Source organism: Peribacillus sp. FSL H8-0477 (assembly GCF_038002765.1).
In the GTDB taxonomy this organism is placed as follows: Bacteria; Bacillota; Bacilli; order Bacillales; family DSM-1321; genus Peribacillus.
This window is the reverse complement of the sequence record NZ_JBBODE010000001.1, coordinates 1,939,172-1,960,447: the sequence shown is the minus strand read 5'-3', so window position 1 is coordinate 1,960,447 and position 21,276 is coordinate 1,939,172. Positions and strand designations below refer to the sequence as shown.

General features: G+C 38.1%; 25 protein-coding genes. 24 read left to right on the top strand and 1 reads right to left on the bottom strand.

All coding sequences use genetic code 11. The annotated features are described in order from the left end of the window. Positions 1–173 precede the first annotated feature (173 nt). The 24 genes from MHI18_RS09970 to hpf all read left to right on the top strand — a co-directional run bounded on the left by MHI18_RS09970 (position 174) and on the right by hpf (position 20,892). Positions 174–1,595, top strand: a complete 1,422-nt coding sequence (locus MHI18_RS09970) for a DEAD/DEAH box helicase (RefSeq protein WP_340847201.1) — start codon at positions 174–176, stop codon at positions 1,593–1,595. Further along, positions 1,588–2,283: a ComF family protein gene (locus tag MHI18_RS09965; RefSeq protein ID WP_340847200.1), complete on the top strand. Its 696-nt coding sequence runs from the start codon at positions 1,588–1,590 to the stop codon at positions 2,281–2,283. The genes MHI18_RS09970 and MHI18_RS09965 overlap by 8 nt, the downstream gene beginning before the upstream one ends. A gap of 88 nt (positions 2,284–2,371) precedes the next feature. After that, positions 2,372–2,779: a TIGR03826 family flagellar region protein gene (locus MHI18_RS09960; protein WP_340847199.1), complete on the top strand. Its 408-nt coding sequence runs from the start codon at positions 2,372–2,374 to the stop codon at positions 2,777–2,779. Positions 2,780–3,194: 415 nt separating this feature from the next. Then, positions 3,195–3,458 carry a flagellar biosynthesis anti-sigma factor FlgM gene (gene flgM, locus MHI18_RS09955; RefSeq protein ID WP_340847198.1) on the top strand — a complete coding sequence of 88 codons (264 nt, stop codon included), beginning with the start codon at positions 3,195–3,197 and terminating at the stop codon, positions 3,456–3,458. Between the two features lie 87 nt (positions 3,459–3,545). Next, positions 3,546–4,037 carry a flagellar protein FlgN gene (locus MHI18_RS09950; protein ID WP_340847197.1) on the top strand — a complete coding sequence of 164 codons (492 nt, stop codon included), beginning with the start codon at positions 3,546–3,548 and terminating at the stop codon, positions 4,035–4,037. Between the two features lie 22 nt (positions 4,038–4,059). Beyond that, positions 4,060–5,640: a flagellar hook-associated protein FlgK gene (gene flgK, locus MHI18_RS09945; protein ID WP_340847196.1), complete on the top strand. Its 1,581-nt coding sequence runs from the start codon at positions 4,060–4,062 to the stop codon at positions 5,638–5,640. Positions 5,641–5,653: 13 nt separating this feature from the next. Then, the gene (flgL, locus tag MHI18_RS09940; RefSeq protein WP_340847195.1) at positions 5,654–6,517 is read left to right on the top strand and encodes a flagellar hook-associated protein FlgL; all 864 of its coding nucleotides are present in this window, start codon (positions 5,654–5,656) and stop codon (positions 6,515–6,517) included. Positions 6,518–6,563: 46 nt separating this feature from the next. Continuing rightward, positions 6,564–7,121: a DUF6470 family protein gene (locus MHI18_RS09935; RefSeq protein WP_340847194.1), complete on the top strand. Its 558-nt coding sequence runs from the start codon at positions 6,564–6,566 to the stop codon at positions 7,119–7,121. A gap of 116 nt (positions 7,122–7,237) precedes the next feature. Next, positions 7,238–7,672, top strand: a complete 435-nt coding sequence (gene fliW / locus MHI18_RS09930) for a flagellar assembly protein FliW (protein WP_340847193.1) — start codon at positions 7,238–7,240, stop codon at positions 7,670–7,672. Next, the gene (gene csrA, locus MHI18_RS09925) at positions 7,673–7,906 is read left to right on the top strand and encodes a carbon storage regulator CsrA (protein ID WP_340847192.1); all 234 of its coding nucleotides are present in this window, start codon (positions 7,673–7,675) and stop codon (positions 7,904–7,906) included. 157 nt (positions 7,907–8,063) lie between these two features. Further along, a complete protein-coding gene (gene hag, locus MHI18_RS09920) occupies positions 8,064–8,963 on the top strand; it encodes a flagellin Hag (protein WP_340847191.1) in 900 nt (299 codons plus the stop codon). A 104-nt stretch (positions 8,964–9,067) separates the two neighbouring features. After that, positions 9,068–10,726 carry a glycosyltransferase gene (locus tag MHI18_RS09915; protein ID WP_340847190.1) on the top strand — a complete coding sequence of 553 codons (1,659 nt, stop codon included), beginning with the start codon at positions 9,068–9,070 and terminating at the stop codon, positions 10,724–10,726. Between the two features lie 49 nt (positions 10,727–10,775). After that, positions 10,776–11,885, top strand: coding sequence for a CDP-glycerol glycerophosphotransferase family protein (locus tag MHI18_RS09910; protein ID WP_340847189.1), 1,110 nt, complete (start codon positions 10,776–10,778; stop codon positions 11,883–11,885). A gap of 512 nt (positions 11,886–12,397) precedes the next feature. After that, on the top strand, positions 12,398–14,728 hold the full coding sequence (locus MHI18_RS09905; protein ID WP_340847188.1) for a hypothetical protein: 2,331 nt from the start codon (positions 12,398–12,400) through the stop codon (positions 14,726–14,728). 14 nt (positions 14,729–14,742) lie between these two features. Further along, the gene (locus MHI18_RS09900) at positions 14,743–15,024 is read left to right on the top strand and encodes an EscU/YscU/HrcU family type III secretion system export apparatus switch protein (RefSeq protein ID WP_445669965.1); all 282 of its coding nucleotides are present in this window, start codon (positions 14,743–14,745) and stop codon (positions 15,022–15,024) included. Positions 15,025–15,078: 54 nt separating this feature from the next. Beyond that, positions 15,079–15,504: a flagellar export chaperone FliS gene (gene fliS, locus MHI18_RS09895; protein WP_340847186.1), complete on the top strand. Its 426-nt coding sequence runs from the start codon at positions 15,079–15,081 to the stop codon at positions 15,502–15,504. 12 nt (positions 15,505–15,516) lie between these two features. Next, positions 15,517–16,449: a flagellin N-terminal helical domain-containing protein gene (locus tag MHI18_RS09890; protein WP_340847185.1), complete on the top strand. Its 933-nt coding sequence runs from the start codon at positions 15,517–15,519 to the stop codon at positions 16,447–16,449. 52 nt (positions 16,450–16,501) lie between these two features. Next, the gene (locus MHI18_RS09885; protein ID WP_340847184.1) at positions 16,502–16,939 is read left to right on the top strand and encodes a YaaR family protein; all 438 of its coding nucleotides are present in this window, start codon (positions 16,502–16,504) and stop codon (positions 16,937–16,939) included. A gap of 115 nt (positions 16,940–17,054) precedes the next feature. Beyond that, the gene (gene flaG, locus MHI18_RS09880; protein WP_340847183.1) at positions 17,055–17,420 is read left to right on the top strand and encodes a flagellar protein FlaG; all 366 of its coding nucleotides are present in this window, start codon (positions 17,055–17,057) and stop codon (positions 17,418–17,420) included. Positions 17,421–17,435: 15 nt separating this feature from the next. After that, on the top strand, positions 17,436–18,953 hold the full coding sequence (locus MHI18_RS09875; RefSeq protein WP_340847182.1) for a flagellar hook-associated protein 2: 1,518 nt from the start codon (positions 17,436–17,438) through the stop codon (positions 18,951–18,953). A 27-nt stretch (positions 18,954–18,980) separates the two neighbouring features. After that, the gene (gene fliS, locus MHI18_RS09870; protein ID WP_340847181.1) at positions 18,981–19,382 is read left to right on the top strand and encodes a flagellar export chaperone FliS; all 402 of its coding nucleotides are present in this window, start codon (positions 18,981–18,983) and stop codon (positions 19,380–19,382) included. Further along, entirely contained in the window at positions 19,382–19,729 is a 348-nt protein-coding gene (locus MHI18_RS09865; RefSeq protein WP_340847180.1) for a flagellar protein FliT, read from the top strand. Before fliS (MHI18_RS09870) ends, MHI18_RS09865 begins: the two co-directional genes overlap by 1 nt. After that, a complete protein-coding gene (locus MHI18_RS09860; RefSeq protein ID WP_340847179.1) occupies positions 19,729–20,112 on the top strand; it encodes a hypothetical protein in 384 nt (127 codons plus the stop codon). Before MHI18_RS09865 ends, MHI18_RS09860 begins: the two co-directional genes overlap by 1 nt. A gap of 225 nt (positions 20,113–20,337) precedes the next feature. Further along, the gene (gene hpf, locus MHI18_RS09855) at positions 20,338–20,892 is read left to right on the top strand and encodes a ribosome hibernation-promoting factor, HPF/YfiA family (RefSeq protein WP_340847178.1); all 555 of its coding nucleotides are present in this window, start codon (positions 20,338–20,340) and stop codon (positions 20,890–20,892) included. Positions 20,893–20,942: 50 nt separating this feature from the next. On the opposite strand, the gene MHI18_RS09850 is transcribed toward hpf, so the two are convergent. Beyond that, the gene (locus MHI18_RS09850) at positions 20,943–21,161 is read right to left on the bottom strand and encodes a hypothetical protein (protein ID WP_340847177.1); all 219 of its coding nucleotides are present in this window, start codon (positions 21,159–21,161) and stop codon (positions 20,943–20,945) included. Positions 21,162–21,276: the final 115 nt, after the last annotated feature.

Sequence of the window (21,276 nt, the reverse complement as noted above, 5' to 3'; positions counted from 1 at the left end):
CCAAGATGACTCGATTCCACAATAAAACGTTAATCGAAAGGAGGTTTTGTCCAGAAAGTGAATCCGATGCAGATAGATATACGGACAAGACCTTACGTATGAAGATTAAAACTCATAATGGAAGGACTTTTTAAAGTTCCGTCGAATAGCTAGGGTAGAAAAGGAGGTTATATATGACCAGTATCCCCGATATTTCTTCTACTGAACCTTCCCCGTTTTCCTACAGCAAAGATCTTCATTATCATTTATCTGGCCGGTCGTTATTGGCCTTGGAAATCCCATTCGAATTAGACTTATTAACTGAACATCTTCATCAAGGGTATGTCAAAGCTAAATTCGGTGTGATGCAAGATAAGGGAAAATGGCTTTGCGGCCGTTGCGGCTCCACTGATCAGCGGCTTTTCGCGTCATTTCCCTGCAGTTTATGCAACTCAGACTGTACCTATTGTCGAGCGTGTATCATGATGGGACGGGTTAGTGAGTGTGCAAAGCTGTATACCTGGAGCGGACCAGAGAGGGTCTATCCTATTCCAGGGAACGTCATGGCTTGGGAAGGGACATTATCTGAAGGGCAGCAAACGGCTTCAGACCAGGTAGTTACCTCAATATCGGCTAATGCTGAGCTGCTCGTTTGGGCTGTCTGCGGTGCCGGGAAAACAGAGGTGCTTTTTCGTGGCATAGAAAGTGCACTGATCACGGGAAAGCGGGTCTGCATCGCCACGCCACGTACGGATGTTGTCCTTGAATTGGCGCCGAGATTGAAAACAGCGTTTCCTCATGTAGAAGTCGCCGCTCTGTACGGAGGCAGTGAGGATCGGCATAAGCAATCGCCGCTGGTTGTTTCTACCACGCACCAACTTTTCCGTTTCGAACGTGCCTTTGATGTCATCATTATTGATGAAGTTGATGCGTTCCCTTATTCCGCAGACGCCTCGCTTCAATATGCTGTTAGTAAAGCAAAAAAGGCTAACTCCTCAACCATTTATCTAACTGCCACTCCTTCAAAAAAGATGCAGCATGATTACAAAATCGGCAAGCTTTCTGCGGTGAAAATACCGGCACGCTTTCACCGTCAGCCCATCCCGGTTCCTGAACTAAAATGGGGCGGCAACTGGCAGAAGCAGCTGCAACAGGGAAAACTTGACCCTGAGTTGAAGCGCTGGACGCTGCATCGGCTTCAACAAAATATCCCCATTTTACTCTTCTTCCCGAGCATCGCTGTCATGGATAGCTGTTTACCACTGTTTCAACAACTTCATCCACTCCTTCAGTCTGTTCACTCTGCTGATCCTAACCGAAAGGAAAAAGTAATCTCGCTCCGACTTGGAGAACTCCCTGGCTTACTCACTACAACCATCCTAGAGCGGGGAGTCACCATTCACCGGCTTGAGGTGGCGGTCATTGGGGCAGAGCATGACGTCTTTTCTGAAAGTGCGCTGGTCCAGATTGCAGGAAGGGTTGGCCGCAGCAAGGAACATTGCCAAGGGAACGTGACCTTTTTTCATTACGGGAAAAGCAAAGATATGGTTGAGGCTGTTTCTCATATTAGACGGATGAACGAAGAAGCGCATAAACGAGGGCTGCTGGATGTTTAGTAATCAACTATGCCTGCTATGTAATAAAGAAATGCGTCAGGAGTTATCTTGGAAAAGTGTCTTTTTAAAAGTGAATGAAAAAGCAGTTTGTGATACATGTAATGATAAATTTGAAATAATTACTGGTGACAGATGTCGAATCTGTTCAAGAAATTTAGCTGAATCGCAGGATTCTCTGTGTTATGACTGCATCCGTTGGGAGCGTGATTCTATGTGGAGCGGCTGTCTTAGCAGTAACCATTCGCTGTTTATCTATAATGACTTTATCAAAGAAATCATTGCGAAATACAAATACCGTGGTGATTATGCAATTGCTGGTGCCTTTGCACCGTATCTGATGCAACAATTGGCAAAGATGGACTTTGACTATCTCATCCCGATTCCACTGAGCGATGAGCGGCTAAGAGAACGTGGCTTTAATCAGGCGAAAGGACTGGCGGAAATGGCGGGTTATTCCTGTGAGGAGTATTTGAAGCGAACTCATTCAGAAAAACAATCGAAAAAAACACGTGATGAACGAATCAACCTGGCACAAGTATTTCAAGTACTTTCAGATAAAGAAATTCTGGGAAAACATTTTTTACTGATTGATGATATTTATACAACAGGTTCAACACTTAGGCAAGCAGCGCGGGTCTTGAGGCTTGAGGGAGCTTATGATGTAAAGTCAATCACTCTAGTAAGGTAAAAAAATCATTTCGAAGGGACTTTACTTTTATTAGTAACTGTTCGATATAGTAAGTGTAGGAACTTTATGTACGGAAAGGGGAATAATCATGAATTTAGCTAATTGCCCGAATTGCGATGCTCTTTTTGTTAAAACGACATTTCGTATGGTCTGCGATGCTTGTTATAAGGAAGAAGAAGCTCAGTTTAATAAGGTATATGAATTTATTCGTAAGAGCTCTAATCGGACGGCAACGATGGCGCAAGTTGTCGAAGCCACTGAAGTTGAAGAGGAATTAATTATTCGGTTTGTTAAATCTGGAAAGCTTCGTTTAGCGCAGTTTCCTAATCTGGGAATTCCATGCGAACAATGCGGAAAACCGATAAATGAAGGAAGGCTGTGTAAAGAATGCAGTCAGAATTTCAACAAAGAATTAAAAACGTTTGAGAAAGAAGAAGATCGCCGCAAAGAAATGATCGAACGTGATAAAAAAAATACCTACTATATAAAGAATTAATAAAAACCAGTCGGAATATGATTTCGGCTGGTTTTTTATGGGTATAAGACTAAAGGCTTTTAAAAAAATAGGACTATTGATTTGATTTGAACCTTTATATGTAAGGAGAATAGGGTATTTGACACGAAATCAGCAAATACTGAAGAGGTGATGGATTTTTTATAGGCTGAAGTAACTGTTTTTTTATGATTTGCTTACCACGCGCTGTGAATATGGATAATTTTTTTGTGAAAAAAACACACGTAACCAGCACGTACGACGGGAAATATACACACTAGGAAAAAATACCTGAATTCGACAAAAGTATGAAAAAGATGTCAACAAAAATATATGTCATTTTAATTAAAAAAACAAAGTGATGACCGATACTAGTAATATAGAGTTATAAAAATCGGCTGAAGGAGAGGGTTACGAAATGAAAATAAATCCAATAGGTACTTCAGGGGTAAACCCTTACAATCGACAAGTTAACAAAGTAGATACAACGAAAACAACACCACTGCCAAAAGATAAGGTAGAAATTTCAGCATCAGCTAAGAAAATGCAGCAAGTTTCACAGGTTTCTGCTGAACGCCAAAACAAGCTGGATGAACTGAAAAGCCAAATTGAAAATGGTACATACAAAATGAATGCAAGTGACACAGCGAAGAGTATTTTAGACTTTTATTCAAATAAATAAGACGTACATACGGACGGACTTAACCTGACAGGGAACAGCCGTCCGTCAAATTTGTATTCACAATCATTTGGTAGGAGAGAGAAAATCATGTCAGCAACAGCTATTGTTACCTCACTGGAAAAGCTCATTATGCTCTATCAGAGCATAAACAGTCTTGCTAAGTTAAAAACAGAAATCATCAAGAAAAATGACACAGATGCCCTCAGCCAATTATTGATTGATGAACAAAAGCAGCTGAAGGCAATTGAACAGACGGATAAAGAACGGGAACATGCCGTCAAAGCCTTTCTTCAAAGCAAGAACGCTCCAATTACCACAACGACACTGACCGATCTTAGTGCGTGGGCAGACGAGTCAGAACGCACACAGTTAGAAACATTAAAAAATAAACTGCTAGTCGAGGTATCCAGTTTGAAGCAAGAAAATCAGCTTAATCAACAATTAATCTATCAATCTCTGCAATTCATTAATGTTTCGCTTGATATGTTCAGGCCCAGTCAGCAGGAATTTAATTACGAAAAGCCAGTGCAGCAACAACCAAATCGAGGTTCACGAAGTATGTTTGATTCAAAAGCATGATTGAAGAAAAGGAGACCTGAACATGATATCAAGTTTTATGGGGCTAGAGACCGCAAAGCGTGCGATGTCAACGGCACAAAGCGCCTTATATACAACTGGACAAAACGTCGCGAACGCAAATACACCAGGCTATTCGCGACAACGAGTCAATCTATCACAAACCACCTCTTTTCCGGCCGTTGGAATGAATAATCCAATGATTCCAGGACAAATTGGGACAGGTGTACAAGCTGATTCCGTTCAACGGATCAGAGAAAGTTTTCTTGATGCCCAATACCGTGGTCAAAATCATAAAATTGGCTATTACGGCTCCATGAGTGAATCACTGGGTAAAATTGAAGGGATTATGGACGAATCAGGAAGCAGCGGTCTCCAAGGCGTGCTGTCTAAGTTTTGGAATTCCCTACAGGATTTAACCAGCAATACCGATAATTCAGGTGCGAGAGAAGTAGCTGCGGCAAGTGGACAGACTGTTGCAGATACGTTGAATTACTACCATAGTTCGCTTACCTCTGTCCAATCGGATATTAAAGATCAAATAAATGTTACAGCTGAACAAATCAATACCCTGGTCGGTAATATTGAAAAGCTGAACAAAGAAATATCCACCATTGAACCCCATGGCTACCTGCCAAATGACTTATATGATCAGCGTGACCTACTGGTGGACGAATTGTCGGGATTAATCAATATCAAGGTGACAAAAGTTCAGCCCGATAACTACGGTATTGCAAAAGATATCGCAGAGGGTCTCTATAACATAGAAGTCGTAGCCAATGACGGCAAATCCTACTCCCCTCCTATCAACCTGGTTGGAGCTAATAAAACAGGGATGCTCGGAACGACTAAAGCAGAAGTAAAATATGAAAAAGGTAAAGATCCAGCAATGGTAACTGGCGTCAAATTTGGTAATCAAGAACTCTCAGAATATAAGTTTTCCGGGAAACTTGCCGGTTTGATTGAGAGTCATGGGTATATAAGTCAGGTTGGTGGGGTAGATACCGTTCAAGGAATCTATCCGGATATGCTGAAGAACCTAAATAATATGACCGAGGCATTTGCGACTGAGTTTAATAAGATTCATAGTGAGGGATATGGTTTAGGGAAGACGGAAAAATCTAATTTAGACTTTTTTAAATTTGATACAGGCAATGCGGCTAAAACGCTTGTTGTTAATCCAGAAATTCTAAAGAATCCTTCATTAATTGCAGCAGGGGAAAAAAGCGGGGCATCTGGTGATAATAGTAATGCGAAATTACTTGCCGAGTTAAAGTCGGTGGACTTCAGCGAGTATAAATTCTACAAAATTGCCGGTAATATCTTACCTGAAGGTCTGACTGGCAATCTTGATTCCTTCTATGCAGGTGTTATTGGCAAGCTCGGGGTTGTATCGCAAGGAGCTCAAAAGGATTTATCTAATTCCATCACTCTTTCTGAATCGGTAGAAAAGAACCGTCAGTCAGTCAGTGCAGTTTCATTAGATGAAGAAATGACAGACATGATTAAATTCCAGCACGCCTATAATGCGGCTGCACGTAATATAACCATGGTAGATGAAATGCTTGATAAAATCATAAACGGATTGGGCACTGGCGGCCGATAAGGAGTGAATGGATATGCGCGTAACACAATCGATGCTTTCCAATAATATGGTGAATAACCTAAGCAAAAGCTATGAACATCTTGCTAAGCTTCAAGAGCAAATAAATACGCAGAAGAAATACACGAAGCCTTCGGACGACCCAGTAGCTGCAATGCTTGGCATGGGCTACCGGACCGAATTAAACCAGATTGAGCAATTCAGCCGGAATATCGGTGAGGCGAATAACTGGGTGGACACGACAGATTCGACTCTCTCTCAGGCTGTTTCCGCACTACAGCGGGCCAGAGAATTAACTGTTCAGGCAAGCACTGGAACACTTACTGCTGATCAGCGGAAGAGTATCTCAGAAGAACTAATCCAGATAAAAGAGCATTTAACCGATCTTGGAGACACCCAAGTTGGCGGTAAGTATATATTTAATGGAATTGATACGAATGTAAAGCCATCGATTGACAAGAAGTACGGTGAAGGTGAAATTAAGTTAGAGGTATTTTCAGGGATTTCCATCCAAATTAATACGAATGGACAAAAACTCTTTGGAGATACACTCGGTAAGGATGGCAGCATCCAGAAAACAATTGACGACCTGACTAACAACGAAGGTTCAATTGATGACAGGCTCAAAGACCTTGATGGTACAATCGATTTATTTCTTTCTGTACAGGCTCAGGTAGGTGCCCGTCAAAACCGAGTAGATTTGATGAGTGACCGTCTGAAACAGCAAGAAGTCTTTGCTACAGAGATCCTTTCCAAGAATGAAGACATTGATATCGAAAAAGCAATTCTTAATCTTACTACACAGGAAAGCATTCATAACGCCGCCCTTAGTGTCGGAGCAAAAATCATCCAGCCAACGCTGTTGGACTTTTTACGATGAGCTATTCCTTCTAGGATAGCTCTTTTTTAAAAGGAGGAAGGTAAGCATGCAGATTCCGCAAATTCGAATGGAGTCTACCTTTATCAAACTTGGTTTGGATATTCAAAAACCGAACCAGCGGATTGAACAGCCTCAGGCCATCCAAACAATCGAGCAACCAAAAGCCATCGTCCAGATGCAGACGACACCAGGCAGGCTGACGATCGACCAGACGAAGGCTCGCGAAGATGTTGATTTAAAGAGTGTATTTCGGAGAACAGAAGAAGCAGCACAAAGCGGCTATCGTGACTGGATGTCTGGTCTCGCGAGAAGATCGCAGCAGGGAACGCAACTAAAAAACATACAATATAAAGGTAATACTATTGCTCATCAAGCAAAAGCAAACAGTGCACGTGAGGTGAAGCAGTTCAACATCGGCTGGCTGCCTTCACATTTCAGTGTTCGAACGGATTACCAGCCATCACAACTGCATATTGATGTTCAAGTGCAGAAACCGAATATCCAGGTCCAAACGCAAAAGCCGATTCATGAATACACACCAGGAAAAGTCACTCCAGAGGTGTTAGAGAAATACCAATTAGAAATAGATTTTGTAACTGTATAGAATAGTAATTAATTGTTTTTAGAGAATATTTTTCCCATAATAGAGAGGAGCAGCAGAAAGATGAGCTCGCTCCTCTTATTATATTCCAAACTAACTATATGAAATGAGTTGACTATATGAACATTCAAACCAAATTCCATGGCGATACGGAGATATCAAATGAAGGTATTTACACATTTGAAAACGGCATGCCTGGATTCCTTGATGAAATACAATTCGTGATCCTGCCTTTAGAAGATACATCATTACTAGTCTTACAATCGGTATCAACGCTTGAGGTAGCCTTTATTATCACAAGTCCATTTGAAGTGTTTCCTGAATATAATGTCAAACTGACTGACGATGTGCTGGCATCGCTGCAAATTGAAGCGGAGGAAGAGGTTTTAGTCTATACCATTTTAACGGTGAGAGAACCGTTTGCTAAAACCACGGCTAACTTACAGGCTCCAATCGTCATTAATAACAAAAAGAGACTAGCCAAACAATACATCACCAATGACACTACCTTCTCCATGCGCCAGCTGCTGATACCTGATCAGGAGGGGAAATAAATGCTTGTACTTACAAGGAAGGTAAATGAATCGATTATGATTGGTGACGATATTGAACTTACCGTGCTCTCCGTTGACGGTGAGCAAATCAAACTCGGAATCAACGCACCCAAGCAGGTAGAAATCCACCGCAAAGAAATCTACCTCGCCATTCAGCAAGAAAATGGTGACGCATTGAAATCTGAAGCTACTATCCTCACCAGCCTCAGTGAATATTTTAAGAAAAAAAATTAATAAACTTCAAAAAACTGCTAAATAAACAATCAACTCCTCCGATATTACTTATGTAGCGTTGAATCAAGTATAGGCGGCCGACTTACACATGACGAAACGCTGCAAACCAAATAAACCACATGGATGTGGGATATAAAACTCAAGGAGGAAACAAATAATGATTATCAATCACAATATCGCAGCTCTTAACACACACCGTCAATTAGGTAGTGCTACTAACGCACAATCTAAATCTATGGAGAAATTAGCTTCAGGTATGAAAATTAATAAAGCTGGAGACGATGCTGCAGGATTAGCAATCTCTGAAAAAATGCGTGGACAAATTCGTGGGTTGGATCAAGCATCTCGTAATGCTCAAGATGGTATTTCTTTGATCCAAACTGCTGAGGGTGCTTTAAATGAAACTCATGATATCTTACAACGTATGCGTGAGCTGGCTGTTCAGTCTTCAAATGATAGCAACACTGATACTGATCGTGGAGAGCTTCAAAAAGAGGTTGACGAATTAGCTAATGAAATTACAAGAATCTCTAATAATACAGAATTCAATACCAAAAAGCTATTAACAGGAGCTGCTAATAGTGCAAGCACAGTCTCAGGTGCTGATAGTTTAACTTTCCATATTGGTGCTAATGCAGATCAGAATATTAATTTAAATATTGAAGCTATGGATGCAGCCACTTTAGGAGTAGCAGCATCAGCAGCCGGAACAAATGCAGCAGCATCTGGCACGGATCTAGCAAAAACATCCGGTGGTATAGCAATTAATACAAAATCTGATGCCAATACAGCTATTACAGCAATTAATAGCGCTATTGAAACGGTATCTGCTCAACGCTCTAAGTTAGGTGCTTACCAAAATCGCTTAGAACATACTATTAATAACTTAGGTACTTCTTCTGAAAATCTAACAGCTGCCGAATCACGTATTAGGGATGTGGATATGGCAAAAGAAATGATGGAGCAAACTAAAAACTCTATTCTTTCTCAAGCAGCACAAGCTATGTTAGCTCAAGCTAACCAACAGCCTCAAGGTGTACTACAGTTGTTACGTTAATTTTGGCAAACCTATCTCTTTTATTGAGATAGGTTTAATCACAAAAAGGTTGTATCACAGATACAACCTTTTTGTGATTAAACCACTTATAAGGAAGTGTAGTAATGAAACCATTTTTATCTCTATGTATGATTGTGAAGAACGAAGAAAAGGTCCTCAGAAGATGCTTAGAGTCTGTAATTGGGATTGTGGATGAAATTATAATAATTGATACAGGATCAACTGATGGAACTAAGGAAATTGCTAATGAATTTACAAGTTTAGTTTTTGATTATAAATGGGAAGACGACTTTTCAAAAGGACGTAATCATGCAGCTTCTAAAGCAACAGGAGAATGGATTCTTGTTTTAGACGCTGATGAATTTGTAGAAAGAGAGAGTTTTAAAAATTTTAAAAATGAACTTAAGGAAAACTTAATAGATAAAAATATTTTAGCAGTTAAAATACTAAATTTTTTAGGTATTGATGGTAAAGAGACATTGTTAAATTATCATGAAAGAATCTATATGAACAATGGAAAAATTAAGTATCATCGAACTATACACGAAATGTTAAAGCATAATGATTCGCTGGAAAAAGTGGGGATTGCTAATTTACAAGTTTATCATTCTGGTTATATGACAGCTGAAAAGAGAGAAAAAAATAAGTCTCAACGTAATTTAAAATTATTAAATAAAAAAACACATAAAGAAGCGATTGACTATTATTTTTTAGGTAATGAGTATTCGGCTTTAGGAGAGTTAAGCAAAGCTATAGACTTTTATAAGAAAGGTTATCAGCTGAAAAATAGTATTACTTATGAATGGGTACCAAAATTATTAGTTAGATTGATTTTTTGTTTACATGCAGAAAAACGTTATACTGAAGCACTTGATATAATTATACCCAGTGAAGAGGTATTTATAGAACTAGTTGATTTTAAATACTTAAAAGGGAAAATATATCAAAGTCAAAGAAAGAATAAGGAAGCAATCAAAGTTTTTGAAACAATATTATCACAAAAAGATAAACTTAAAACAGATTCCAGCATAGATTACTTAGAATATTTACCACATAAACATCTTGGAGAGTTATATGAGAAAGAAAAGCTATATCAGGATGCTGTTCATCATTATTCAAAAACATTATCTGTAAATGATTCAGATGATTATACTTGGACGAGACTGATTAATTTATTAGCTAAACATTCTTCAAAGGAACAATTGGTAGAGTTTTTATATAAAAATATCCTGATTAAAAATAAAATGTCTCATACAAGATTAATTAAAGTATTACTGAATGTTCCCAATAATGAAGTTCTAAAATTGATAAATTTGTTTTATAAAGAACTAGATATACCAGTAATTGAAAAAGAATCCTTAAAATTAAAAATGCATTTAATTGGAGGTCAATACTCTGAAATTATAGAAATCATAAATCTAAAGTCCGTATCAGAACTATCTCGTATATTGCATACAGATATATTTAGTATTATAGATTTCATAATTTTAACAATTGAACAGAATGAAGAGAAATATAGGACTTTACTTTTAAACTTAAATACAGATAAATCAATAAAAAAATTAATAAATACTTTATTCTTTAATAAAAGTAAAAAGCTATCTTTAATAGAAGAGAGTCTGTTTATTGGAATTTATAAACGAGCTATTGTAGTTGAAGCGGAGAAAAGTACTGTATTAATGAAACTAAAAAAAGAAATACTGAGTCTTGATGGAAAGAAAGAGTTAAAAAGAGAATTGAGAGAGTATGATCTTGGATTATAATTAAAATTTACTAATACACTATAAAAGAACTAGAGGATTGAATATCAATATGAGCTTAAGTGAAAAATATGTTATTGGCTTTTTTGTAGAGACAACATTTCACTATTACGTATATGAATCTATAATAAATGAATTACTAGAATTAGGTTTAAGTTGTCATATTGTGATAAATGATAATTTTAAAAAGGATAAAGAAACTATTATTATGTATCAAGATTTAAAAGATTATCTTGAAAAATTAGAAAGAACTGATATTGAAGTTTATACTGTTTCAGCCATTAGAGAAAATCAATATATTTATGATTGTATGGTAAGTCCATATTATTCTCCATGGTTAAAAGGAATTTCTAAAAAACATGTACGGGCGCTATATGGAATGTTAGCAAAAGGATACTGGAATTATGCTTGGTGGAATGTTTTTTATGACAAAATACTTTGCTATAGTCACTATGATTATGCAAGATTAAATATTTACAATAATTGTTCAATAGTTGGTAATCCGAAATTTGATAATTGGTTTAAAAGAAAAATTCCAAATATTAGTGAAGTAAAGGAAAATTTAACGTTGGAAAAAGAAAAAAAAAATATTTTGTATGCACCTACTTACGGTCATTTGAGCTCGATTGATAAGTGGATAAAAGAGATTAATGGATTGCAAAACGATTATAATGTAATTATAAAATTGCATCATGGTACAGCTTTTAGAGATAGTGAAACGTATAGAAGAGAGTATATTAATCAAAATTTTATAAATATATCTGTGGAACCTAATGACTTATTGGCTCTTTTTGAAATTTCTGATTTTGTAATTACTGATAATAGTGGTATGATTTTCGAATCAATGTTAGTTGAAAAAGATGTTTTATTATTAAATTGTGATAATCAACAACAAGTAAAAGAAAATAATGACGAGTTCATTTTAAGAAGTACTATAAAAAATATAAATAAAGACCAAAATATATATAGTATACTAAAAGATAAAGAGTTATTTGAGAAACAAAAGATAAATGTGAAAAAAGCAATTAATAATGTTTATACATTAAAAGACGGAAATTCAGGTAAAAGAGCATCAGTCGAAATTTTGAATTTATTAAGTGATGATAAAGAATATGAAAATGAATTTCTTATCAGTCTAAGATTACAAATTTTTGGAGCGTAAAAATTTGTAAATAAAAGGATTTTTTATCATAAAAAATATGTAAGGGGCTGTCCCAAGTCATCCAAAATGACTTGGGACAGCCCCTTTTTATATGGTCTATGATTAGAGAAAATGAACTAGAAAAAACTAATAGGTATTATCGACTGCAACCCAAACTACTGGGTATTTTAATAATTAAAATACCAAAAAATGCGATTGACCTTATAGATGCATTGGTTGTTGGACTTTTAATTGCTATGTTTAGCATATTTTGCATTTACAACCTACCTATTCAATTACTGATTTTTACTATCGACTACTAGTAATTAATCTAACTATCAACTAATAAGGAACTCTTCGTCTCAAAATCAAATATAAAGAGTACCCAGGTTTATAAGAATACAATAAACTATTCTACGAATAACTTCTCTAATTGTTTCTATTTACCCACACGTAGCTCTAAAAAATCCCTTCATATCTTAAATCCTCAACCGATAAAACTAGTATAAATAATACGTTCGGGATGTGAAGATATGCAAATTAATGTGAGTGGTTTTTTAAATGCAAACAAGATTGTAGATACAGGCGTTTCACAGCTTAAACAAGGTATGGTTACTTCGCTGCAGATTAAGGAGCGCTTGGGTGAATCAGAAGCGTTGGCTGTGATTAAAGGCCAAGAAATGAAGGTCAAGTTTGAAGGGGCTTTCCCTACGAATGATCGGGTAAATGTGGAAATCGGCGATGTGAATGAGAATGGGACGTTGAATGTAAAACAGACTACTGTATCTCAAGAAGCGACTTCCTCAGAGGAATCAGTTGACGATTTAATGACCAAAACAGGCGTCGATCCTGGTAAAAATGGTGAGTTGAAGCAGGCGGCTGCTGAGGTGACTAAAAATGGTGGTCGGATTACGAAAGAGACGCTATCGGAACTCCAAAAATTTCTAACCTCTGAACCAGGGCCATTGAATGAGAAACTGGAAACCATTCGAATTTTACAAAGTAAAAAGCTCCCCATCACTTCTACACAGCTAAAAGCTGTTCATCAAGCGCTTCATGGCCAAACAATTACTGATTCACTACATAAGCTGATTGATGATTTTGACCTTTCTATCGATTTCACTTCTGAAAAATATAAACCGGCAGCTAAACAGGATCTATTTAATCAACTGATTAAAGCCTTAAAAGAAGGTGGATATGAAGAAGCCGTTGATCAATACATTCATTCCCTAAAAGGAAAGGGCATGAATGCAGAAAGTCTTGCTGTTTTAAAAAATGAATTGCTAAAAGCCGGACAAGTATTTGAAGCAGGCAAACAAATGATGGATAAAAATGCTCAGGATGCATTAAAGCTACAAGAAATAGCCCTGAAAAAGTTGACTCAGGCGATGAGTAAAACGGTTGAAACAATTGAACCCGCAGATTCAGAAAACAATGATTTAGCTAAAGCTGTCCAATTGGTCGTTAAGCAGATTCAAAAGGAACCCTCATTTACTAAGGTACTGCAATCCACGGAAAATTTTATTGAGAACAATGATGGATTGAACCTATCTGGTATGAAAGAATCAATAGCGAAGGCTAGTAAACTAAATGAACAAGGCCGTGAGCTTGCTGCACGTCGCGAACTTACTGAAGCCTTTTTAGAGTTAGAAAAAGCACATCCAGAGCTTAAACAGAAAGATACACTTGTCCTGTCTGAAGCTGAGCAGTATCAATTGAATCAAAGTGTTCAGGCGCTTGGCTTGGATTCTAAAAATATCTTAGTTACAGAAATTACGAAAAAACTATCTCAACTGACGATTGATTTTAAAAAAACACGGCAGGAAATCACAAGAAACCTCAGTCAAATCAGCAGTATGATTGATGCCAAGCAGCAGCCTGCAGCTATTAAGCAAACGTTGGAGGCAACGATTACGAAGCTTGATAACACGATTTTAAAGAGTGACTTTTTACTATATACCGATATGGCTACCGAGAAGAAACTAATGACCGCTAGTAGTCGGTTAGCCACGGCACGTGACTTGCTGCAGCAGGGGCGTTATCCAGAGGCCAATACGATTGTCAAAGATATTAAAGCAAGCGTTGAGAAGGTGATCTTTCAGCCTTCGGACGCTCGCATGAAACACTTTGTTTCTGAACAAAGCCTTCTTATGAGAAACAGTTCGCCGAATGAACTTCTGGCAAGACAAATTGAACAAGCGATTAAACCGTTTCCAGGAGAAGAGCCTGGAGCAAGACAGATTTTTGAAAGTATTAAAAAACTTGGACTCATGCATGAAAATGATTTGGTTCAGAACTTATTATCATCCAAACAAGTCCAGGAGCAAACCAATCTAAAAGCTTCCTTATTGCGAATGCTGCAAGGAGAGAATCTCCAGCCTGATGCTGTACGGACCGTGGAGCAGACAACAGCTAGTTTGACCGGTCAACAACTGCTAAGTAAGCATGATTCAACAGGTCTACAACAGTTATTCATGCAACTTCCTTTTTTGCTGGAAAAACAGGTTGAAAACATGAAAGTCTATGTGAATTCCCAGAAAAAAGGAGAAAAAATCGATTGGGAGAATTGTAGTCTCTATTTTGTCCTAGATACGAAAAAGATGGGGGAAGTGGGGATTATGCTAAACGCTCAGAATAGTAATTTGTCACTTACTTTTAAAAACGACAATAAGCAGTTTCAACAAAAAATGGAGCCTCTTGCAGAAAATGCTCTTTCGCGGCTTCAGGAAATTGGCTATCATGCGGGAGCTATTCAGTTCAAGCCTTTTACTGTTGAGCAAGAGGTGAAAAGCGGAGTGAATGAAGAGAAAAAACCGCCGATTCACCAGTCTGCGGCTGAGAAAGGGTTTGATTTAACGATATGATGAACCGTCAATATATGAACCAAATTAATCGAAAGAAAGTAAATGGTCCAAGTGCGGCTGTCCTCCGTTATGATGAAGCCCAAGATAAAATGCCTTCTATTATCGCCCATGGCAGTGGTCAAGTGGCTGGGAAAATTATAGAACTGGCAAAAAAGAATAACATCCATATGGAGGAAGACGCATCACTAGTTGCTAATCTTTTAGATGTGGATCTAGGAGACGGTGTTCCCCCACAATTATATGCTGTTATTGCTGAAATCTTTATTTTGCTCGAAGAGATGGAAAAATCCTATTGAAATTTCAAGTTGAATTCCGATAAGTAAAGTAGAGAAACAAGACGGAGGGAAGAAATGGACATCCTGACGAAAGAAATTTTATATAAAAAGACATCACAGGAGCTTACTGCTCTTTTATATGAAGCGTTACTAGATCATCTTGAAGCAGCCAAGCTGTTGATCATCAAGAATCAATTTTTAAAAGCAAATGAAAAGTTGCAGCGATGTAATGATATCCTTCAACGACTCGGGGTCGGTCTTAAGTATGAAGCAGGTCCAATCGCCGAGCAACTGGATGGAATCTATAACTATTTAGCTAAGCAGATCATTCTTGCCAATCGGAAAAAGGATTATGTCTTAATTGAAGAAGTTTTGCAAGTGCTTGTACCAATTGTCCAGGCTTGGAATAAAGCTATGAAAATGAATCATGCTGCACCATCAGAGTCTGCCCGGAAATTGTCGACCTACGAAAGCCAGATTATGAGACAAACTAACTCCTGAGGAGAATGAAAAATGAAAATTAATCATAATATATCCGCCTTAAATGCCTATCGAAATTTATCCATCAATACAGAAAACACCTCTAAAAGTCTTGAAAAGTTATCATCTGGATTACGTATCAATAGAGCCTCCGATGATGCAGCTGGATTAGCCATCTCTGAAAAAATGCGCTCTCAAATTCGCGGCCTTGATATGGCGGAACGAAACTCCCTTGATGGCATATCTTTAATTCAGACCGCTGAAGGTGGACTCTCATCCACGCATGAAATTTTGCAACGGATGCGGGAACTAGCTGTCCAAGCATCAAATGGTACCATTACAGATGCTGACCGGGACGAAGTTCAGAAAGAAATTACACAGCTTACTTCTGAAATTAACCGAATTGGAACCGATACGGAGTTTAATACAGCCAAATTATTAGACGGCAGCCGGACAGGTGAGGATGGTGCTATCCATTTCCAAACTGGAGCCAATGCTGGACAGTCAGTTATTCTTGAGATTAACGATATGAGTGCTGATAAATTAGGAGTTTCTTCAGAAATACCGGGTAAGCAAACCGTGGAATTAAAGGATAAAACTAAATTATCAGTTTGGTATACAGAGACTAATGAGGTTACAAATGGTGATGGAGCTAAGCAATATTCAGTAGACGTCAGCACAGTTGAAAAAGCATCCTCAGCAATCACTTTGTTTGAAGACGCCATTCAACGAGTTTCTTCCGAGCGCTCCCGTCTTGGTGCGGTGCAGAACCGTCTTGAGTATACGATTGATAACTTGTCGGTCATGAGCGAAAATCTTACTTCAGCTGAATCAAGGATTCGTGACCTAGATATGGCGTTAGAAATGACCAACTTTACGAAAAATAATATCCTAAATCAAGCAGCACAATCGATGCTTGCTCAAGCCAATCAAATGCCGCAGGGTGTGTTACAATTATTGAAATAATGACTGAGAGAGAGTTCTCATCTCTTTTATCAATAAAAGAAGGTGTAAATTGATGGAAGTACAGCGGGTAACAAATAGTTCTTTGTCCCGGGCTGAATTTAAAGAAGAAGTGGCTAAGGACTCCGTTTCCTTTACCTCTGTAATGGATAAGCGGCGAACAGATGTGACGTTCGAACGGCTAAGTAAAAAAATGACGGAGATTGAAGCGCAGGGCGAGAAATTGGCTGATACAAGATCGGTTGAGAATCTGCGGAAATATAAGAAAATGGTGAAGGATTTTCTGGATGATGCCATCAAAAATGGTCTGGAGCTCAAAGAACAGCGCGGCTTTAATCAACGTGGCTCGACAAAGGTCTACAAATTGGTTAAAGAAGTAGACAAAAAATTAATTGATCTGACCAACGAAGTCCTAGATAAAGAGAAGAAAGGGCTTGATGTTTTAAATATTGTTGGGGAGATCAAAGGAATGCTCCTTAATATTTATACCTAATTTCTTAAATTGCCGTGGTACATTCTGTACTACGGCTTTTTGGTGATTTCTCTAAATAAAAACGTGCAGTCTCCGATATAAAGTATATAAACAGATCATAATTGGGGGCATAATCATGCTGGAAAGTTTAACGACTAACGTACTTTCCTCACAGCAAAGAACAGCTATCTCAGAAGGAATCAGCTCGTATTATCAGAGAGAAATTGATGCCATTGAAAAAGTTGAAAAGAGTGTAGATGACAGTAATCATCCAAAAATGAAGGAACAGGTGAAAGAGGCAGTTGAAGGAATGAATAAATTTCTTGAGCCAAGCTACACATCCGTCCAATTTCAATATCATGAAAAGCTCAATGAATATTATGTGAAGGTTGTTGATCAGACAACGAATGAAACAATCAGAGAGATTCCACCTAAGAAAATGTTAGATATCTATGCGGCCATGACTGAATTCGTTGGAATCATGGTTGATGAGAAAATATAGACTGGAGCTGATTACATGGTACGAATAAGTGGTTTAGCAAGTGGAATGGATATCGACACCCTCGTATCCAGTATGATGAATGCTGCAAGGGTCCCACTCGATACAATTACACAAAAGAAGACATTTACCGAATGGCAGCGGGACGATTATCGCGATATCAATAAATCCCTGCTTGAACTCGATACCCTTATTTTTGAAGGTGTTGGGAAGCAAAGTTCATATATCAAAAAAACAGTTAATATTTCCGTTCCAGATGCGATTTCGGTGAAGAATATTAGCTCGACTTCTGATTTTTCAGGAACGATTAGCAATCCAAAATTAGCAACAGCTGCTACGATGGTGAGCAACGGTGCAATCACAATTACCTCTGCAAAGGAAAGTCTTTCAACCTATAAAGACCAAACCATTTCCATTGAGGCGATAGGGAAAACAGGAGAACTAGAGAAATTTACGTATATTATTAAGGATACTGATACTCTAGACAGTGTAATTTCTAAAATGAATTCGGAATCTGGGGTTACAGCCTTCTATGATACGACGTCTAAGAAAATCTCCTTTACAGCTAAAAATACTGGAGATGTATCTGGTGCGAAACCCGATATGGATTTGAAAAAAGCCAATGCTGCTAATTCTGAGATTATTCTATCCGGCACCTTTTTTACAGCTGGTCTAAAGATGGATGACAATAATGTTGAAGCAGAAGTGGCTAAACGAGGAACTCAAGGTGTCAACGCCAAACTCACATACAACGGTCTTGAAATCGAACGTTCCTCCAACACCTTCCAAATCAACGGAGTGGAAATCACTTTAAAGAAGGACCAAACTGATCCAGTCACCTTCTCCTCAACTGCAGACGTGGATGCTGTCATGGATACGGTCGTTAAATTCGTTGCCAAATACAACGAGCTCATCACCAAAATTAAAGAAAAAACCGATGAGACTAAATATCGTGCCTACCAGCCACTAACGGCTGCGCAGCGGAAAGACATGGATGAAAGTGATATTAAGCTCTGGGATGAGAAAGCGAAGAGCGGAACGTTGCGGAATGATTCGACATTAAATGGTGTGCTAACGAAGATGAGGTCATCTCTTTATGGCAAAGTCAATGGAACATCGACATTCAGCCAGTTAAGCCAAATTGGGATCAGTACTACAAAAAATTATCTTGAGGGCGGGAAACTGGAGATTAATGAAGAGAATCTTCGTAAAGCGATTTCTGAGAATCCGAATGCCATTTATGAGTTGTTCCAAAAAGAAGGGACAACAACAGAAAATCAGGGACTTGCTCGCCGCTTAAGAGCTGACCTTAAAACAGCTATGGCAGACATTACGACGAAAGCTGGTAAGGCATCAGCAGTCAATAACACCTTCACTATCGGGAAGCTTCTCAACAGCTACGATAAGAAAATATCAAGCTTCGAAACCAAACTAACCGCCCTAGAAACCCGTTACTATAAACAGTTCACAGCCATGGAAACGGCTATTAACAGAGCGAATAGCCAGAGTGCCTCACTTTCTTCATATTTTAGTTAAGTAAGATCGAAAGGATGAATAATAAAAATGGCTTTATCTAATCCGTACCAATCGTACCAACAGAACTCGGTGAATACTGCATCTCCTGGTGATTTGACGTTAATGCTGTACAATGGTTGTTTGAAGTTTATTACCCTTGGCAAAAAAGCAATGGAGACCGGCAACATTCAGGAAAAGAACAATAATCTCTTAAAGGCGCAGAATATCATTCATGAATTAATGGTTACGCTGAATATGGATGTGGCGGTTTCCAAGGACTTATTAGCGCTTTATGATTACCTGAACCGTCAGTTGATCGAGGCCAATATGAAAAATGATCCTGCTATTCTTGATGAGGTAACTGTGTTTGTGACTGATTTCCGTAATACGTGGAAAGAAGCGATCCAACTGAATCGTCAGAAGCAGTTTACTCAAAGTGGACAAGCATAATGGATGTCGTTAAAAAGTTTCATGATTTAACGGAGCAGTTGCTTATTGTTCTTGAGCAATCGTCAAAAGAAAAGCGGGATGGTACGATTGTTCAGGTTAATGAGTTGTTACGTCAACGTGATGAGGTGTTAGCAAATATTGCTCCGCCTTTTTCAGATGATGAAGCAGTGATTGGCCGGAGTACTGTGGAGTTGAACAAGAAATTAGCTGGACTAATGAAAACTGAAAAAGATGCCATTCAGCGGGACCTGAAGCAGCTTAGTATGAAGAAGGAATCGTCTGATAAATATGTGAATCCCTATCAAGATGTGATGGGTGATGGCATGTTTTATGATAAGAAAAACTAATGGAAACGTTGGAGATTCCGTACCCGTATATTCGTGAATTCACAGAATTACTCTACAACGTTAGAGGCATTCTTGATACGATTCTGGCAGGTTTTGATGAGTTTACGCTGCTAGAAGATGATCTCATACTGATCGATATTTTTGCTGGTCTAGCTCAAATCGATGAAGCAAACCATCAGTTAACCCATTATTTTTATGATCATTCCGAATTTCTTTCTGTGATTCAAGGCTTTTCGCTCGTTGTGGAGGAAGCTGAATATCTGGAGAGGACTTGGAATAAAAGTGAAGGTAAACAGAAGCTGATTCGTGATCATTTTTATCCTGTCTTTGCCGTTTGGCAGGCAGAGGTACAAGAGCAGTTAACACCTTATACAATTTCTTAAAAGGTACAGCGAAAATATCCTGCTGTACCTTTTACTAGTTTAACTCTGTCTTTCTTTCTCCCGAGATTATTGATATAATAAGGTTGTAAGCGATACCAAAATTAACTTCCTTTTCTCGACAGGAAGCTTTGAAATTTCGACACATTTTGATAAGTGTTTGTGAAGGATTTCAAAGGGGTAATGTAGAATTATACCTATAGAGCTATTTAAAGGAGGACTAACTTTATGAATTACAACGTTCGTGGTGAAAACATTGAGGTAACTCCAGCAATAAGAGAGTATGTTGAGAAAAAGATTGATAAGTTGGAAAAATACTTCAGTAATATGCCAGAAGCCAATGCAATGGTGAATCTAAAAGTTAACAACACAACTTCTAAAGTTGAAGTAACGATTCCAATGCCTAATTTGGTACTCCGTGCGGAAGAAGAACATGCAGATATGTATGCAGCGATTGATTTAATTACCGACAAGCTTGAGCGCCAAATCCGTAAACATAAAACGAAGATTAACCGTAAGTTTAGAACGACTACAACCGTTCCTGATACATTTGCTCCTCTTGAAGCAAGTTTTGAAACGCTTCCTGAGGAAGAGGAAGATGATGAATTAGAAGTAGTTCGTAATAAACGCTTTGATTTGAAGCCGATGGATAGTGAAGAAGCCATCCTGCAAATGAACATGCTGGGTCATAGCTTCTTCGTCTATACTAATGCTGATACCAATACAACGAATGTTGTTTACCGTCGTAAGGACGGACGCTACGGATTGATTGAACCAAACTGAACAATACTCACAGGATGGACGCAGTTCTTACCTTTAGAACTGCGTTTTTCCTATGACCTCACACTTATCAAATCCTGTTGCACTTCTTTAAGTTTGCTGCGGCATTCTGGACAATTGATTTTCATTACATCTTTAAATTTGATGTTACGAAGATCTCTTCTAGTCATTTGATAAAATGAATTATAAATCATTCCGCACAGACAACTATGTTGATCGGTTACCACATGGATGACCTTAGTGGTTGGATGTTCATATGTTGGATAATGCATAGACAACCCTTCCTAACATGGCATAAAAATACATATTTACGCATATAATTATAACACTTTTTACCTATTTTTTCATGAGAATAAAGAACGAAATAGTTACAAAAGGTCATATATC

Coding starts and splice junctions, on each gene's coding strand:
- MHI18_RS09970 (WP_340847201.1), top strand. CDS start 174: ATGACCAGTATCCCCGATATTTCTTCTACTGAACCTTCCCCGTTTTCC.
- MHI18_RS09965 (WP_340847200.1), top strand. CDS start 1,588: ATGTTTAGTAATCAACTATGCCTGCTATGTAATAAAGAAATGCGTCAG.
- MHI18_RS09960 (WP_340847199.1), top strand. CDS start 2,372: ATGAATTTAGCTAATTGCCCGAATTGCGATGCTCTTTTTGTTAAAACG.
- flgM (WP_340847198.1), top strand. CDS start 3,195: ATGAAAATAAATCCAATAGGTACTTCAGGGGTAAACCCTTACAATCGA.
- MHI18_RS09950 (WP_340847197.1), top strand. CDS start 3,546: ATGTCAGCAACAGCTATTGTTACCTCACTGGAAAAGCTCATTATGCTC.
- flgK (WP_340847196.1), top strand. CDS start 4,060: ATGATATCAAGTTTTATGGGGCTAGAGACCGCAAAGCGTGCGATGTCA.
- flgL (WP_340847195.1), top strand. CDS start 5,654: ATGCGCGTAACACAATCGATGCTTTCCAATAATATGGTGAATAACCTA.
- MHI18_RS09935 (WP_340847194.1), top strand. CDS start 6,564: ATGCAGATTCCGCAAATTCGAATGGAGTCTACCTTTATCAAACTTGGT.
- fliW (WP_340847193.1), top strand. CDS start 7,238: ATGAACATTCAAACCAAATTCCATGGCGATACGGAGATATCAAATGAA.
- csrA (WP_340847192.1), top strand. CDS start 7,673: ATGCTTGTACTTACAAGGAAGGTAAATGAATCGATTATGATTGGTGAC.
- hag (WP_340847191.1), top strand. CDS start 8,064: ATGATTATCAATCACAATATCGCAGCTCTTAACACACACCGTCAATTA.
- MHI18_RS09915 (WP_340847190.1), top strand. CDS start 9,068: ATGAAACCATTTTTATCTCTATGTATGATTGTGAAGAACGAAGAAAAG.
- MHI18_RS09910 (WP_340847189.1), top strand. CDS start 10,776: ATGAGCTTAAGTGAAAAATATGTTATTGGCTTTTTTGTAGAGACAACA.
- MHI18_RS09905 (WP_340847188.1), top strand. CDS start 12,398: ATGCAAATTAATGTGAGTGGTTTTTTAAATGCAAACAAGATTGTAGAT.
- MHI18_RS09900 (WP_445669965.1), top strand. CDS start 14,743: ATGAACCAAATTAATCGAAAGAAAGTAAATGGTCCAAGTGCGGCTGTC.
- fliS (WP_340847186.1), top strand. CDS start 15,079: ATGGACATCCTGACGAAAGAAATTTTATATAAAAAGACATCACAGGAG.
- MHI18_RS09890 (WP_340847185.1), top strand. CDS start 15,517: ATGAAAATTAATCATAATATATCCGCCTTAAATGCCTATCGAAATTTA.
- MHI18_RS09885 (WP_340847184.1), top strand. CDS start 16,502: ATGGAAGTACAGCGGGTAACAAATAGTTCTTTGTCCCGGGCTGAATTT.
- flaG (WP_340847183.1), top strand. CDS start 17,055: ATGCTGGAAAGTTTAACGACTAACGTACTTTCCTCACAGCAAAGAACA.
- MHI18_RS09875 (WP_340847182.1), top strand. CDS start 17,436: ATGGTACGAATAAGTGGTTTAGCAAGTGGAATGGATATCGACACCCTC.
- fliS (WP_340847181.1), top strand. CDS start 18,981: ATGGCTTTATCTAATCCGTACCAATCGTACCAACAGAACTCGGTGAAT.
- MHI18_RS09865 (WP_340847180.1), top strand. CDS start 19,382: ATGGATGTCGTTAAAAAGTTTCATGATTTAACGGAGCAGTTGCTTATT.
- MHI18_RS09860 (WP_340847179.1), top strand. CDS start 19,729: ATGGAAACGTTGGAGATTCCGTACCCGTATATTCGTGAATTCACAGAA.
- hpf (WP_340847178.1), top strand. CDS start 20,338: ATGAATTACAACGTTCGTGGTGAAAACATTGAGGTAACTCCAGCAATA.
- MHI18_RS09850 (WP_340847177.1), bottom strand. CDS start 21,161: ATGCATTATCCAACATATGAACATCCAACCACTAAGGTCATCCATGTG.